The organism is Pseudomonas monteilii (assembly GCA_001534745.1).
In the GTDB taxonomy this organism is placed as follows: domain Bacteria; phylum Pseudomonadota; class Gammaproteobacteria; order Pseudomonadales; family Pseudomonadaceae; genus Aquipseudomonas; species Aquipseudomonas alabamensis.
This window is the reverse complement of record CP013997.1, coordinates 2843722-2859104: the sequence shown is the minus strand read 5'-3', so window position 1 is coordinate 2859104 and position 15383 is coordinate 2843722. Positions and strand designations below refer to the sequence as shown.

General features: G+C 63.6%; 14 protein-coding genes. 7 read left to right on the top strand and 7 right to left on the bottom strand.

Features of this window, described 5'->3' with window-relative positions:
* Positions 1–489 precede the first annotated feature (489 nt).
* Positions 490–1827: an ornithine monooxygenase gene (locus tag APT63_12305; GenBank protein ID AMA46339.1), complete on the top strand. Its 1338-nt coding sequence runs from the start codon at positions 490–492 to the stop codon at positions 1825–1827.
* Between the two features lie 157 nt (positions 1828–1984).
* On the opposite strand, the gene APT63_12300 is transcribed toward APT63_12305, so the two are convergent.
* From APT63_12300 to APT63_12290, 3 genes are all read right to left on the bottom strand, one after another.
* A complete protein-coding gene (locus tag APT63_12300) occupies positions 1985–3337 on the bottom strand; it encodes a peptidase M19 (GenBank protein AMA46338.1) in 1353 nt (450 codons plus the stop codon).
* Between the two features lie 211 nt (positions 3338–3548).
* A complete protein-coding gene (gene pbpG, locus APT63_12295) occupies positions 3549–4478 on the bottom strand; it encodes a D-alanyl-D-alanine endopeptidase (protein ID AMA47883.1) in 930 nt (309 codons plus the stop codon).
* A 402-nt stretch (positions 4479–4880) separates the two neighbouring features.
* The gene (locus APT63_12290; GenBank protein ID AMA46337.1) at positions 4881–5261 is read right to left on the bottom strand and encodes a hypothetical protein; all 381 of its coding nucleotides are present in this window, start codon (positions 5259–5261) and stop codon (positions 4881–4883) included.
* Between the two features lie 143 nt (positions 5262–5404).
* Here APT63_12290 and APT63_12285 point away from each other — a divergent pair, with 143 nt between their 5' ends.
* Positions 5405–6229, top strand: coding sequence for a shikimate dehydrogenase (locus APT63_12285; protein ID AMA46336.1), 825 nt, complete (start codon positions 5405–5407; stop codon positions 6227–6229).
* Between the two features lie 18 nt (positions 6230–6247).
* Here APT63_12285 and APT63_12280 read toward each other — a convergent pair whose 3' ends face one another.
* The 3 genes from APT63_12280 to APT63_12270 form a co-directional block, all read right to left on the bottom strand.
* Entirely contained in the window at positions 6248–6487 is a 240-nt protein-coding gene (locus APT63_12280) for a hypothetical protein (protein AMA46335.1), read from the bottom strand.
* A gap of 91 nt (positions 6488–6578) precedes the next feature.
* Positions 6579–7100 carry a lactoylglutathione lyase gene (locus tag APT63_12275; GenBank protein AMA46334.1) on the bottom strand — a complete coding sequence of 174 codons (522 nt, stop codon included), beginning with the start codon at positions 7098–7100 and terminating at the stop codon, positions 6579–6581.
* A gap of 221 nt (positions 7101–7321) precedes the next feature.
* A complete protein-coding gene (locus APT63_12270; protein ID AMA46333.1) occupies positions 7322–7696 on the bottom strand; it encodes a transcriptional regulator in 375 nt (124 codons plus the stop codon).
* Positions 7697–7922: 226 nt separating this feature from the next.
* Between APT63_12270 and APT63_12265 the strand changes: the two genes are divergently transcribed.
* Positions 7923–8669, top strand: a complete 747-nt coding sequence (locus tag APT63_12265) for a precorrin 6A synthase (protein ID AMA46332.1) — start codon at positions 7923–7925, stop codon at positions 8667–8669.
* A gap of 27 nt (positions 8670–8696) precedes the next feature.
* Here APT63_12265 and APT63_12260 read toward each other — a convergent pair whose 3' ends face one another.
* The gene (locus APT63_12260) at positions 8697–9044 is read right to left on the bottom strand and encodes a response regulator (protein ID AMA47882.1); all 348 of its coding nucleotides are present in this window, start codon (positions 9042–9044) and stop codon (positions 8697–8699) included.
* 252 nt (positions 9045–9296) lie between these two features.
* On the opposite strand from APT63_12260, the gene APT63_12255 reads away from it, so the two are divergent.
* The 4 genes from APT63_12255 to APT63_12240 are packed head-to-tail and all read left to right on the top strand — an operon-like array spanning position 9297 to position 15380.
* Positions 9297–12770: a two-component system sensor histidine kinase/response regulator gene (locus tag APT63_12255; GenBank protein ID AMA46331.1), complete on the top strand. Its 3474-nt coding sequence runs from the start codon at positions 9297–9299 to the stop codon at positions 12768–12770.
* Entirely contained in the window at positions 12767–13588 is an 822-nt protein-coding gene (locus APT63_12250) for a chemotaxis protein CheR (protein AMA46330.1), read from the top strand. Before APT63_12255 ends, APT63_12250 begins: the two co-directional genes overlap by 4 nt.
* Positions 13585–14160 (top strand): chemotaxis protein CheB, encoded by a 576-nt coding sequence (locus APT63_12245; GenBank protein AMA46329.1) that lies wholly within the window; start codon positions 13585–13587, stop codon positions 14158–14160. Before APT63_12250 ends, APT63_12245 begins: the two co-directional genes overlap by 4 nt.
* On the top strand, positions 14154–15380 hold the full coding sequence (locus APT63_12240; GenBank protein AMA46328.1) for a hybrid sensor histidine kinase/response regulator: 1227 nt from the start codon (positions 14154–14156) through the stop codon (positions 15378–15380). Before APT63_12245 ends, APT63_12240 begins: the two co-directional genes overlap by 7 nt.
* Positions 15381–15383: the final 3 nt, after the last annotated feature.

The window sequence follows — 15383 nt, the reverse complement described above, 5'->3', positions numbered from 1 at the left end:
ATCGCGGCACTGGGGCCGCTCCTACACCCGTAGCCCCACCGCGGGGTTGCAGGCTATCGCGGTCACCTGTGGGAGCGGCCCCTGCCGGGGCGCCGGACCGGCCGCGATTGGGCCCAAAGGGCCCACAAGATTCTAAAATTATTTCCTTTGAAATCAACAAGCTATTTTTTGTTCTATGGGAGCTGGCTTGCCAGCGATAGGGCCCTGCCAGGCGCCGCATGCGGTCGGGCATGTACCGAGTAGAAAAGGCAATTGCTCCCACAGGTCCGTGGCGGCCGGTCTCGCCGCTGCGTGGTCGAGGGCATTCGGACTGCATCACTGCAATGAGGGCTTGCCACCTACCCGTCGCCTGCCACTTCTGTCAGTTAAATTTTCTTACATCTGCGTCGTCCCCTAGACACATGCGACCTGCCGCCTGATTCCTGGCCGACCGGTCACAAGGTCAACTTCTTCCTCCTTTCGGGGAGATCCATCTAGAGGACGCTGGACATGACTCAGGCAACCGAATCGACCGTCGTGCACGATCTGATCGGCATCGGCTTCGGCCCTTCCAACCTGGCGCTGGCGATCGCGCTGGAAGAGCGCGGGCAGGTCCAAGGACCATTGGACGTGCTGTTCCTGGACAAGCAGGCCGACTACCGTTGGCATGGCAATACCCTGGTCACCCAGAGTGAGTTGCAGATCTCCTTCCTCAAGGACCTGGTCACCCTGCGCAACCCGACCAGCCCATACTCGTTCGTCAATTACCTCAAGCACCACGGTCGCCTGGTCGATTTCATCAACCTGGGCACGTTCTACCCCTGCCGGATGGAGTTCAACGACTACCTGCGCTGGGTCGCCGCACACTTCGAGGCCCACAGCCGCTATGGCGAAGAAGTGCTGAGGGTCGAGCCCGTCCTGCGCGGTGAGACGGTCGAGGCGCTGCGTGTCGTCTCCCGTGACGTCCAGGGCCGACAGATCGCTCGCACCACCCGAGCGCTGGTGGTCAGCCCTGGGGGCACGCCGCGTATCCCGGAGGCCTTCGCTGGGCTCAAGGACGACCCGCGCGTCTTCCACCACTCCCACTACCTGGCACGCATGGCCGAGCAGCCCTGCGCCGACGGCCAGTCGATGCGCGTCGCCATCATCGGCGGCGGGCAGAGCGCGGCCGAGGCCTTCATCGACTTGAACGATAGTTACCCCGGCGTGCAGGTGGACATGATCATCCGTGGCTCGGCGCTCAAGCCGGCCGATGACAGCCCCTTCGTCAACGAAGTCTTCTCGCCCGAGTTCACCGACCTGGTCTTCCAGCAGCCTGCCGACGAGCGCGAGCGGTTGGTCAACGAGTACCACAACACCAACTACTCGGTGGTGGACCTGGACCTGATCGAGCGCATCTACGGCATCTTCTACCGGCAGAAGGTCTCCGGCGTGGCGCGCCACGCGTTCCGCACCCTGACCACGCTGCAGCAGGCCTGTGCCACCGATCAAGGCATCGAACTGACCCTGCGTAGCAATGCCACCGGCGATGTCCATGTCGAACGTTACGATGCGGTGGTCCTGGCCACCGGCTACGAGCGGCAGCTGCACCGTCAGTTGCTGGCACCGCTGGAAGGCTACCTCAAGGGCTTCGAAGTGGATCGCGACTACCGTGTGCTGACCGACGAACGCTGCCAGGCAGCCATCTACATGCAGGGCTTCAGCCAGGCCAGCCATGGCTTGAGCGACACCTTGCTGTCGATCCTGCCAGTGCGCGCCGACGAAATCGCGGCGTCGCTCTACGAGCAGGAGCGCGCACGCAGCCATGCCCAGGCGCGGCAGGAGGCACGGCTGGCGGCAGCGGGGTAGGCGAGCGAGGCGAGGGCCCTGGCAGGGGCCTCGCCGCAGTTTTCGTGTCTGTGCAAAGTCCACCTGCCGTCGCTGAGCAGCAGTATCGGGGCTGTCCATGGCCCCTTTGTCATGGCTGCGCGCAAAAAGCGCGCGCTTGGCTTGGTGCGACGAACCCTCAGGGCGCTCGCATCGCCACAGGCCTGGCCAGCCGTTCGACCTGCTCCCAGACCCGCAGGAAGTTGCCCGCCCACAGCTTGGCGATGTCGGTTTCGCTGTAGCCTCGGCTGAGCAGTTCCGCCGTCACGTTACGAATCTCGCTTTCGTCCTTCCAGCCGTCCAACCCGCCGCCGTCGTTGAAGTCCGAGCTGATGCCGACATGGTCGATGCCGACCTTGGCGACGGTGTAGTCGATGGCGTCGACGAACTGGGCGACGGTGGCCTTGGGCTCCTCTTCGAGAATGCCGTACAGCTGGCTGGCGTAGTCGCCGAAGCGTGCTTCGGACCAGCCGGCGATGACCGCATCGCCTGGCATCAAGGCATTGGTCAGGTTGCCCTGCAGCGGAGGCAGGCCGAACCGTTCGCGCAAGGTGCCGAGCTTGGCCAGCACCGGCGCGCTCAGTGGCTTGAGGTACTGGCCGAAGCCGACCACCTGGATGACCCCGCCGCTGTCCTTGATCAGCCGCATTTCCCGGTCGCTGAGGTTGCGCGGGATGTCCACCAGGGCACGCGGCGCCGAATGCGAGGCCACGAAGGGCGCACGGCTCAGGCGCGCGACGTCCTCCAGGGCCGGGGTCGACATCTGCGACACGTCGATGATCACGCCCAGGTCGTTGAGCCGGGTGACGGCCTGCTCGCCCAGTGGGGACAGGCCACCGAAGGCATCGGCGGTGTCGTTGAAGAACGGCAGCGGACGCGAGGAGTCCGCCCAGTCGTTGTTGCCGGTGTAGCTGAAGCCGAACATGCGCATGCCACGCTGGGTCCAGCGGTCCAGCTGCGACAGGTCATGGCCGAGCGGGTAGGCGTTGAGCAGGCTGATGAACACGGCGAACTTGCCTTCATCGTGCAGGCGCCGGAAGTCCGCCGGGGTGTAGGCGATACCGACCTGGTGCGGGAAGTCGCGCACCATGCCCGTGATGATCTGGTAGCGCACCTCCTGCTGATGGCGCGCTTCTTCGACGAATCCGGCCGTGGGCCGGTGCGGGGCGTTCGGCCCGTTCCAGATCTCCGGCCAGCCAAAGATGGCCAGCGCTGCACCCGACAGACGCCCCTTGCCGGCCTTGACCAGATCGAACTGATCCGGACCGTCCTTGTCCGCCTCCTGCCCGGCGCTGCCGAAGCCCAGCGGCACGGTGACCCGGCTGTCGAAGGACAGCATGTGCCGGTGCAGGCGCTCGGCCTGCTCGACGATCTTCACCGGGTAGGCCGGCTCACGGGGCCAGAAGTGGTAGGCGAGCGCGCTGCCCACGGCGACCGCGAGGGCCAGTGGCGCGCCGATGAGCAGGGCGTTGCGAGAACGGGTCGGGGTCATGGCCATCTCGTTGCGGGCGGATGCAGAACGGCCTGCCAGCGCGAGACAGCACGCTGCGCAGGGTTCGGGTCATCAGGGGAACGAGTGGTCTTCGGGTAAATTTATGGGGGCAGGGGGCGCGAGCTTCGAGCTTCAAGCGAACAGCAGGGCGATGAGAGAAATGTAGATGAAGGAGATCTCTATCGCGATGCTGTGGCTTGTGGCTTGTGGCTCAGTCCGCCGCCAACCCATTGCGCGCATGACGGTCGGCCTTGTACTGCAGGGCGGAAGCCGGGGCAGGCTTGGCGCTGCCGGTTTCCAGCCATTGGCGCAGGCGGCTGGCATCGGCGAAGTGGGTGTACTTGCCGAACGCGTCGAGGATGACCATGGCGACGGGGCGGTTGTCCATGCGCGTCAACAGCACCAGGCAGTGGCCCGCTTCATTGGTGAAACCGGTCTTGGTCAGCTTGATGTCCCAGTTGCTCTTGTTGACCAGGTGGTCGGTGTTGCGAAAGCCCAGGGTGTAGTTGGGCTTGCGGAAGGCCACGGTCTTTTCCCGCGTGGTCGACAGCTCGCTGAGCAGGGGGTAGTTGCGCGCCGCCAGCAGCAGCTTGCTGAGGTCGCGGGCCGTGGAGACGTTCTGGGTCGACAATCCCGTGGGTTCGACGTAGCGCGTGTGGCTCATGCCCAGGCTGCGCGCCTTGGCGTTCATGGCCTTGATGAAGGCCGGGTAACCCCCTGGGTAATGGTTGGCCAGGGTATTGGCGGCGCGATTTTCCGACGACATCAAGGTGATCAGCAAGGTCTCGCGGCGGTCCAGCTCGCTGCCCAGGCGCACGCGTGAGTACACCCCCTTCATCTCGGGGTTGTTGGCGATGGTCATGGTCAGCATGTCGTTCATCGGCTGCTTGGCGTCCAGCACGACCATGGCGGTCATCAGCTTGGTCACCGAGGCGATGGGCGCGACCCGGTCGGCGTGGCTGGCGTAGAGCTGCTTGCCGGTGTTCAGGTCGATCAACAAGGCGCTGCCCGAGGCCAGGTGCAGCGCACTCGGGTCGCGCTGGGTCGCCGTCGCCGGCTGGGCGGCCAGCGCCGTGCCGGGCAGCAGGGTCGAAGTCGTGAGCAACGCAAGCAGGCTGAGCAAAGGAAGAGCGGTTTTCACATCGAAGCTCACTAGAAAAGAGTCTGTCATTGGCCTGTCAGGGAGGGCCCGCTGACGAAGCGCTGGCATTCTGGAGGATGGCCGAGAGGCTGTCGATTGCCGCGTGAAAGAAGCAGGATAGATGAAGGAAAGTTAATCGAGAGAGTAGGCCGCAGACTTCAAGCTTCAAGCTTCAAGCTTCAAGCTCAAGCCATAAGCCATAAGCCATAAGCCATAAGCTGCAAGCTGCAAGCAACCTGTGGGAGCTGGCTTGCCAGCGATGACGGCGGTGTCGGCACCATCGCTATCGCTGGCAAGCCAGCTCCCACAGGTTCACCTGATAGCTTGGAGCTTGGAGCTTGGAGCTTGGAGCTTGGAGCTTGGAGCTTGGAGCTTGGAGCTTGGAGCTTGCAGCTTACCCCCTCACCAGCGCGGCGGGCCGTAATAGACCGGCGGCGGGCCATAATGGCGGTAGTACTGCGGCGGCGGTGGCGGCGGCAGTACACGGGTATAACGCTCTACCACATAGGGCTGGGGCTGGTAGTACACCGGCGGCGGTGGCGCCTGGATGTACACCGGTGCAGGCTCGTAATAGACCGGTTGTCGCTCGATGTACACCGGTTGCCGCTCGACGTACGTCGGCCGGTCATGCCCCCCTGAGACCACGGCGCCGACCACGGCACCCACCACGGCGGCGCCCAGCACCGGGCCCGCGCCGCGCCAGCCGCCACCGTGGGCGGCCGCCGGACCGCTGAAGGCCAGGATGCCGGTCAACAGGACCACGCCGGGAAGAAGACGGTTCATTGCTGCTATCCTCGCTAAACCCCATGTTCGGGGACTGTCTATTTGACCGTCAAACCGCTTGCCGGAACACGCGTGATGGGTAAAGGTTGTGTAAGGCCCGACCAGCGGCCGACGTCACCTACCTGTCACTCGAAGGAGCCTCCATGACCGCCGTCCCCCCTAGCCGAGACACCGTATTGTGCATATCGCTGGCCGGCCGGCCTGGCACCTTCGGGGTGCGCTTTCACAATCACCTGTATCAGCAGCTCGGCCTGGATTACTACTACAAGGCCATGAGCACCGACGACCTGCCTGCGGCCGTGGCGGGCATCCGGGCCTTGGGCATTCGCGGATGCGGCGTGTCCATGCCTTACAAGGAGGCCTGCCTGGCCCTGGTGGACGAGGTGGATCCTTCGGCAGCCGCCATCGAGTCGGTCAACACGCTGGTCAACACCGACGGTCACCTCAAGGCCTTCAACACCGATTACCTGGCCATTCGCCAACTGCTCGACCTGCACCAGATCGACCCGTCCACGGCGTTCGCCTTGCGGGGCAGCGGCGGCATGGCCAAGGCCGTCGCCTGCGCCTTGCGCGATGCAGGGTTCACCCAGGGCATGATCATCGCGCGCAACGAACAGGCTGGCCGTCACCTGGCCGATCTGTGCGGCTACCGCTGGCAGCACGAGCTGGGCGACCTGTGCCCGCCCATGCTGGTGAACGTCACGCCGATCGGCATGAGCGGTGGCCCTGAAGCCGAGCGACTGGCGTTTCCGGAACACGCCGTCGACGCGGCCGAACGGGTGATCGACGTGGTCGCGCTGCCGGCCCAGACACCGTTCGTACGGCGCGCCCAGGCCGCTGGCAAGCCGGTCATCACCGGGCTTGACGTGATCGCCTTGCAGGCGCTGGAGCAGTTCGTGCTCTACACCGGCATTCGGCCGGACGACGAGCAGGTGGCCGCTGCCGTGGCCCATGCACGCCAGGCCTGATGTCAGGACCGCTCGAGGTCAATGAGGCTGATCGAGCTTCTGGTCCACCAGCCAGCGGCCATGGGCAAGTGAGGCATGTTGCGCATTGTCCAGGTCGGCCATGAAGTGGCCGCTGTAGGGCAAGGGCATGCGTCGGCTGGTATGGCCGTCCGGGTCGGTGATGGCGCAACCGCCTGCGTATGGCGTGATGAGCCCAGGGTGGGTCTCGACGCGTGCGGTGATCAGATGGTCGCGGTAGTGGCAACGTAGAGTGTGCATCGTCCTTACCTCGTGAAAGATGGTCGGGAAGTGCGGTCTCTTCGATATACCACGCGAACGGGGCCAGGGAAGCCTGGCCCGACGAACGTGCTTACAGTGCAGTAGGCTGGATGATTTCGACCCAGTAGCCGTCCGGGTCCTTGATGAACGCGATGCTCTTCATGCGGCCATCGGTCAGGCGCTTCTGGAACGGCACCTCGAGTTCTTCGAAACGCTCGCACGCAGCCTTGATGTCCGGCACGGAGACGCAGATGTGGCCGAAACCACGCGGATCGCTGTTGCCGTCGTGGTATACGGCGCCTTCTTCGTTCTCGGTACCGTGGTTGTGGGTCAGTTCCAGTACGCCCGGGATCGACTTCATCCACTCGGTGCGCTTGGCGTCGTCTTGCGGAATCTCGGAGGTGTTTGCCAGTACCAGGAAGTACAGGCTGAACTGCGCTTCGGCGAAATCACGCTTCTCGACCAGGGTGAACCCCAGCACGCGCGTGTAGAAGTCCAGCGAACGGGTGATGTCCTTGACCCGCAACATGGTGTGGTTGAAGACGAATTTCGCAGTGGCGGCATCCGGTTGCGCGGTGACGCCAGGCAGGTTGGCGAGGGTTTGCAGGCTCATGGAAGCTCCAGGGCTGGGCCGAACAGCAGGTCCGGCGATTGGACGAAGGTCCATGATACGGCAGTGAATCGATTGCGCAAATGAAAGCGCCCTGCTCGAGGCGAGCAGGGCGCTGGAAGAGAGGCCCGCATGTGCGGGCGCGTGATGGGGTCGCTAATCCGTTAGCTGGCTCAATGATGCAAGCGGCGCTGTGAAAAAAGTGTGAAGCATGCGTCGATGAATCATGAGCGGACCCAACTTTCTACGGTATCGGCGCCGTATTCCTGTTTCCAGGCTTTCAGGCCGCGGTGGTTGCCGCCTTTGGTCTCGATCAACTCACCGGAATGCGGGTTTTCGTAGACCTTGACCTGACGGGCGCGGCGCGTGGCCTTCTTGGCTGCACCACCGGACCGGGTCGGTGCTTGCTCGCGCTGGTGCGGATCGAGGATGTCGACGATGTCGCTCAAACCTTTCTTGTAGCCCTTCATCAATTCCAGCAGTTTTTCTTCGAACTCGATTTCGCGTTTGAGGCTGCTGTCTTGTTTCATCGATTCAAGTTGCGCAATTTGCGCCTGCAGGGCTTTTTCGGCAGCACGGAACTCGACAAGTCTGGACACGAGGGATACTCCTGGGCGGCGATCAATAAGATGAAGTACGAAGAAAGTGAAGGCACGCTACTTCAAACGCGTGGACAACATCGAGTGTAGTAGCGCCGATACGCCAGGTAAACTAAAACATTCTGTGTATCTGAAAGGAACTTTCATACGTGCGCTGTGTAATGCACTAGCCTGCACACTTGTCGGGGCGGGCGAGTGCCTCTCCTTCTTTCAGGAAAACGCCTTCATGAAACATCTATTGCTCATCGGCATGGGGCCTGGCGACCCGCGACAGATCACTTACGAGGCGGTCGATGCGATGCGCCGTGCCTCGGTATTCTTCGTGCACGACAAAGGGCCGCGGACCGCAGAACTGCTGCAGGTTCGCCACGAAATGCTGCGTCGCTACCTGGCGCCCGACCACTACCGCGTGGTCGAGCTTCAGGATCCGCAGCGCGAAACGCCCGTGGACGATTACCCCGGCGCGGTACGCGAATGGCATCGCCAGCGCGCCGTCCTGTATGCGAAGGCGCTCGAGGACGAACTGACGACGGGGGCAGTCGGTGCATTCCTGGTGTGGGGTGATCCAGGGCTGTACGACAGCACGCTGCGCGTGCTCGAGGAGGTTGCCCGCCAAGGTGGGGCGTACAGGTTGGAGGTCATTCCAGGCATCAGCAGCGTCCAGGTCCTGGCGGCGCGGCACCAGGTGCCTTTGACCCGACTGGGTAAACCGCTGACGATCCTGCCTGGCCGGCAGCTGGCACGCTACCCATCGGATGACGACCGGGTGGTGATGCTCGATGGGCAGTGCGCCTTTGCCGAACTCGACGAGCCTGACGTGCTCATCTATTGGGGGGCTTATCTGGGCAGTCCAGACGAAGTGCTCATTGCCGGCCCCTTGTTCGAGGTCCGCGAGCGGATTCTCGACGTTCGCAAGCGCTTGCGGGAACAGAAAGGCTGGATCATGGACGTCTACCTGCTCAGACGGATCTGAGCAGGGCCATCCGTCAGGCGTGCGCCATCAGGACAGGATGCTCTGCACCTTGTCGCGCAAGGCGTCGATGCTGTAGGGCTTGCCGATCGAATGCATGCCTTCAGGCACCTCGAGGCTGTCGGCATAGCCGCTGGCGAACAGGATGGGCAGGTCCGGACGTTCGGCCCGCACCTGCAGGGCCAGGTCGGTGCCTTTCATGTCGGGCAGGCCGACGTCGGTCATCATCAGGTCGACCACCGTTCCAGCATCGCTGAGAATCTTCAGCGCCGTGGCGGCATCCTCGGCTTCGAGGACGGAATACTCCAGTTCGTCGAGCACTTCGACCGTCAGCATGCGGACGATATCGTCATCTTCGACGACGAGCAGGGTGGGCATCATTAGAATCCTGTACGCAAATATTCTATATTCTGTGCCCCGCGATGGGGCAGAAGTTCCGTCAGCATAACGTTGCCGTCGCAGCGAGGGAACGTTTGCCACACGCGGGTTTCTGATTCCGGTCGAAGGCAGCCCTGTCCGATGCCCTGATCCGGGACCTGACAGGTGTCAACGCCAGCTTTGAGAGCGCAAACCTCTCGCAGTTCGATCGTGCTTCATTTTTCTTTGGACCTCTCGTTCGGGCCTCTCTACATGATTCAAGCCGCCTCCATGGACCAGCGCAGTTTTCGCAAGCTGCTGGCGCGCAACGTCGGTCTGCCGCTGGGCCTGGGCCTGCTCGGTACGATCGCCTTCGTCGGCGTGGTCGCCTACCTGTTGTCCGCAATGCAGTGGGTCGAACACACCGACCGCACCATCGGTAATGCCAACGAAGCGGTCAAGCTGTCGATTGACCTTGAAACCGGCATGCGCGGCTTCCTGATCACCGGCAACGAAAGCTTCCTGGACCCGTACGAAGTGGCCAAGCCGCGTGTGCTTCAGGGGCTCAAGGACCTGCGTGACCTGGTCGACGACAACCCGCAGCAGGTCGATCGGGTCAATCGCCTGATCGCGCTGCAGAACGCCTGGAACCAGTTCGCGGGCGAAATGATCGCGCTGCGCCGCAGCCAGGGCGCCTACCAGCAGGCGATCGGCAATGGCCGTGGCAAGCGCCTGACCGACGAGATCCGCCGCGAGTTCGATGCCTTCATCACGAGCGAGCAGCAATTGCGCAGCATGCGCCACGACACGGTCAGCACGGCCACCGTGACCGGCATCACCACCTTCATCCTGCTGCTGGTCTCGCTCAGCGGCCTGCTGGCCTACCTGGGGCGCCGCGATCTGCTGGCCCTGTCGGACAGCTACGTCGCCAACCTGCAGGCCCAGCAGCGCGCCGCCGAACGCCTGGAGCATCAGGCCTGGCTGCGCAATGGGCAGACGCAACTGGCCGAGCAGGTGCTCGGCCAGCTCACCCTGGCGATGCTCGGCGACAACACGCTGCGCTTTTTCGCCGGTTACCTGGGCAGCGTGGTCGGCGCCTTCTATGTACGTAACCAGCACGGCCAGCTGACGCGCGTGGCCAGTTATGGCCTGGGTGCCGAAGCGCAGGCCCGTGAGCAGCTGTACCAAGGTCACGAAGGCCTGCTGGCCCAGGCAGTGGGGCAGGAACGGCTGCTGCGGCTCGATACGCTGCCGGAAGATTATTACCGGCTCAGCTCCGGCATCGGCGAAGGCCTGCCGCGCAGCGCGCTGCTGGTGCCGACCCGGGACGATGGCCAGGTCAATGGCGTGCTCGAACTGGGCTTCCTGCGCCCGCTGTCGGACCGTGACGCAGAACTGCTCGAGCAGGTGGCCGACAACCTCGGCCTGTCGATCGAGACGGCCCGCTACCGCCAGCGTCTTCAGGAAGTGCTGGCCGAGACTCAGCAGCTCAACGAAGAGTTGCAAGTCCAGCAGGAGGAGCTCAAGACCGCCAACGAAGAGCTCGAAGAGCAATCGCGCGTGCTCAAGGAATCCCAGGCGTACCTTGAAACGCAGCAGGCCGAGCTGGAACAGACCAACGAGCAACTGGCCGAACGCACCGATGCGCTCGACCTCAAGAACAACGAACTCAACCAGGCGCAGGTCGAGCTGCAGGCCCGGGCCGATGCGCTTCAGCAGTCGAGCCGCTACAAGTCCGAGTTCCTCGCCAACATGTCCCACGAGCTGCGCACGCCGCTCAACAGCTCGCTGATCCTGGCCAAGCTGCTGGCCGAGAATGCCCAGGGCAACCTCAGCGCCGACCAGGTGAAGTTCGCCGAATCGATCTACTCGGCCGGCAACGACCTGCTCAACCTGATCAACGACATTCTCGACATTGCCAAGGTCGAGGCCGGCAAGCTCGACATGCGCCCGGAGCATACGCCCGTGACGCGCCTGGTGGGCGGTCTGCAATCGATGTTCGAGCCGTTGGCCAAGGACAAGGGCCTGACCTTCGACGTCAACCTCGAACCGAACGTGCCGGCGGCGTTGTTCACCGATCGCCAGCGTCTGGAGCAGATCCTCAAGAACCTGCTGTCCAACGCCATCAAGTTCACCGACAAGGGGCGCGTCAGCCTGACGGTCAGCCCGGCGCCCGGCCAGGGCCTAGTGTTCGCCGTGCGTGACAGCGGCATCGGCATTCCCGCCGATCAGCACGAGGCCATCTTCGGGGCCTTCCACCAGGTCGATGGCACCAGCAATCGACGCTTTGGCGGCACCGGCCTGGGGTTGTCCATTTCCCGCGACCTGGCGCGCCTGCTCGGCGGGCAGATCCAGGTCAGCAGCACGCCGGGGGAGGGCAGCCTGTTCAGCCTGACGCTGCCAGAACACTACGAGGTCGACGAAGCGGTCGTGTCCAAGAAAGACATGGCCGTGCCTGCGGCCCTGCCCGCTGCGCCGGTGCTGCCCGTGGCGCTGCCGCAGGCGCCGGTGGTGCGCGTCGCCTCGACCTTCACCGATGACCGGCAGCACGCACCCTTCGACAAGCGTTGCATCCTGGTGGTCGAGGACGAGCCGAACTTCGCCCGCATCCTTTACGATCTGGCCCACGAGCTGGGCTACCACTGCCTGGTCGCCCATGCCGCCGACGATGGGTTCGAGCTGGCCGCCCGCTACGTGCCCGACGCCATCCTGCTGGACATGCGCCTGCCGGACCACTCTGGCCTCACCGTGCTGCAACGGCTCAAGGAGCAGGCCGAGACGCGGCACATCCCGGTGCACATCATCTCGGTCGAGGACCGGGTCGAGGCCGCCATGCACATGGGCGCAGTGGGCTATGCGGTCAAGCCGGCCAGCCGCGAGCAGCTCAAGGAGGTCTTCGGTCGTCTGGAGGCCAAGCTGACGCAGAAGCTCAAGCACATCCTGCTGGTGGAGGACGATGCCCTGCAACGCGAGAGCATCGCCATGCTGATCGGCGACGAAGACGTCGAGATCACCGCGGTCGGCACGGCTGGCGAAGCCCTGGAACTGCTCCACGTCCATGTCTTCGACTGCATGATCATCGACCTGAAGCTGCCGGACATGCTCGGCAATGAACTGCTCAAGCGCATGACCACTGAAGACATCCGTGCCTTCCCGCCGGTGATCGTCTACACCGGGCGCAACCTGACCCGGGACGAGGAGGCCGACCTGCTCAAGTACTCGCGCTCGATCATCATCAAGGGCGCCCGGTCGCCCGAGCGCCTGCTCGACGAGGTCACGTTGTTCCTGCACAAGGTCGAGTCGCAGCTCTCGCACGAACGCCAGCGCATGCTCAAGACCGCCCGCAGCCGCGACAAGGTGTTCGAGGGTCGCAAGATCCTGCTGGTGGACGATGACGTGCGCAACATCTTTGCCCTCACCAGTGCCTTGGAACACAAGGGTGCCCGCGTCGAGATCGGCCGTAATGGCCGCGAAGCCATCGAGCGCCTCGAGCAGCACGATGACATCGATCTGGTGCTGATGGACGTGATGATGCCGGAAATGGACGGATACGAGGCTACCCGCCTGATCCGCCAGCGCCCCGAGTGGCGCAAGCTGCCGATCATCGCCGTCACGGCCAAGGCCATGAAGGACGACCAGCATCGCTGCCTGCAGGCCGGTGCCAACGACTACCTGGCCAAGCCGATCGACCTTGACCGCCTGTTCTCCCTGATCCGCGTCTGGCTGCCGCAACTGGAGCGAATTTGAGTACCCACAGCAACACCGATATCGAGATCCGGCTGCTGATCGAGGCGATCTACCTCAAGTACAGCTACGATTTCCGCGACTATTCCGGTGCGTCGATCAAGCGCCGCATCCAGCACGCGCTCGGCCAGTTCGAGTGCCGTACGGTCTCGGCCCTGCAGGAGCGCGTGCTGCACGACCCGGCGATGTTCATGCAACTGCTGCAGTACCTGACGATTCCGGTCAGCGAGATGTTCCGCGACCCCGGGCACTTCCTGGCACTGCGCACCGAGGTGGTCCCGCTGCTGCGCACCTGGCCGTCGATCAAGGTGTGGATCGCCGGGTGCAGCACGGGCGAGGAGGTCTATTCGATGGCCATCCTGTTGCGCGAGGAAGGGCTGCTCGAGCGCACGATCCTCTATGCCACCGACATCAATCCCCATTCCCTGGAAAAGGCCAAGCAGGGCATCTATGCCCTGAACGACATCGAGCTGTACGCCGACAACTATCGCCTGGCCGGCGGCCGTCGCGATTTTGCCGATTACTACACGGCCGCCTACGACCACGTGATCATGGATGGCAGCCTGCGTGAGAACGTCACGTTCGCCGACCATAGCCTGGCCACCGACAGTGTGTTTTCCGAAACGCAGCTGGTGTCTTGCCGCAATGTGCTGATCTATTTCAATAAAAGCTTGCAAGACCGTGCCTTTGGCCTGTTTCATGACTCGTTGTGCCATCGCGGCTTCCTGTTGCTCGGCAGCAAGGAGTCGGTCGACTTCTCGGCCTACGGCGACCGGTTCACGCAGCTGGTCAAGCCCGAACGGATCTACCGCAAGTCATGAGCGCGATACGAGCCATCGTCATCGGCGCCTCGGCGGGCGGCGTCTCCGCGCTGTTCCAGGTGCTCGGTGCGCTGCCACCGGCATTCGCCCTGCCTGTGGTGTGCGTGCTGCATCTGCCCGAAGGCCGGACCAGCCACCTGGCCGAAGTCTTGCAGCGGCGTCTTTCGCGCCCCGTCTGCGAGGCCCTCGACAAAGCCATGCTCGAAGCAGGCTGGATCTACGTGGCCGGCCCGGGCTATCACCTGTCGATCGAGCGCGACTTCAGTTTTTCGCTGAGTCAGGAGGCACCCGTGCACTATTCGCGTCCGGCCATCGATATCCTCTTCGAGTCGGCGGCCGATGCCTATGGCGACGGATTGCTGGGGATCGTGATGACGGGTGCCAACGATGATGGCGCCCATGGCTTGGCCTGTATCAAACGTAAGGGTGGTCGGACCGTGGTCCAGGATCCTCGTGATGCCGAGGTCAGTCTGATGCCGGAGGCCGCGTTGGCCCTGCACCAGCCTGACCATATTCTTACCCTGAGCGGTATCGGGCAGTTGCTCGCTACCCTGGAATCAAGCGCATGTTGAACACCATCACTGCCAAGCTACTGATCGTCGACGATCTGCCGGAGAACCTTCTGGCACTCGACGCATTGATCCGTGGCGACCGCCGCGAAGTCCATCAGGCGCTGTCCGCCGAGCAGGCGCTGATGCTGCTGCTCGAGCACGAGTTCGCCCTGGCCATCCTCGACGTGCAGATGCCCGGCATGAATGGTTTCGAGCTGGCCGAACTGATGCGCGGCGCGGAAAAGACCAAGCACATCCCGATCGTGTTCGTCAGCGCCGCCGGCCGCGAGATGAACTATGCCTTCAAGGGCTACGAAAGCGGCGCCGTGGATTTTCTGCACAAGCCACTGGATACCCAGGCGGTGAAAAGCAAGGTGTCCGTGTTCGTCGACCTGTACTGCCAGCGGCAGATCCTGGGGCGTCAGCTCGAGGCGATCGAGCGCAGTCGGCAGGAGCAGGCCGTGCTGCTGGAGCAGTTGCAAGCCACCCAGACCGAGTTGGAGCGGGCCGTGAGCATGCGCGATGACTTCATGTCCATCGTCTCCCACGAACTGCGCACACCGCTCAATGGGCTCGTGCTCGAAACCCAGCTGCGCAAGATGCACTTGACCAACGGCAACCTGGACGCGTTCTCGCTCGACAAGCTCAAGGCCATGAACGAGCGCGACGAGCGCCAGATCAACAGCCTGATCCGGCTGATCGACGACATGCTCGACGTGTCGCGCATCCGCACCGGCAAGCTGTCGATCAGGCCCAGCACCTGTGAGCTGGACCGCGTGGTGCGGGCGCTGGTCGAGAACTTCGAAGCCCAGGCCGCTGCACTCGGCACCACCATCGAGCTGGAACCGTGCGAAACCCTGTGCGGCTGCTGGGATGCGCTGCGCATCGAGCAGGTGCTGGCCAACCTGCTGTCCAACGCCCTGCGCTATGGCGAGCAGCGCCCCGTCCAGGTGCGCGTCTTCGAGCAGGACGGCATGGCCTGCGTGCAGGTCCAGGACCAGGGCATCGGCATCAGCCTGGCCAACCAGCAACGGATCTTCCAGCAGTTCGAGCGCGTGGCCCAGAGCCGTTCGGTGGCCGGGCTGGGGCTGGGGTTGTACATCTCCGACCAGATCGTCCAGGCCCATGGCGGGCGCATCGAGGTCCACAGTGAGGAAGGCCGGGGGTCGTTGTTCAGCATTTGGCTGCCGCTGCCGAAAACCCTTCATGAAACTGGTCGCACGCAGGCAACCTCTGCGTGACCC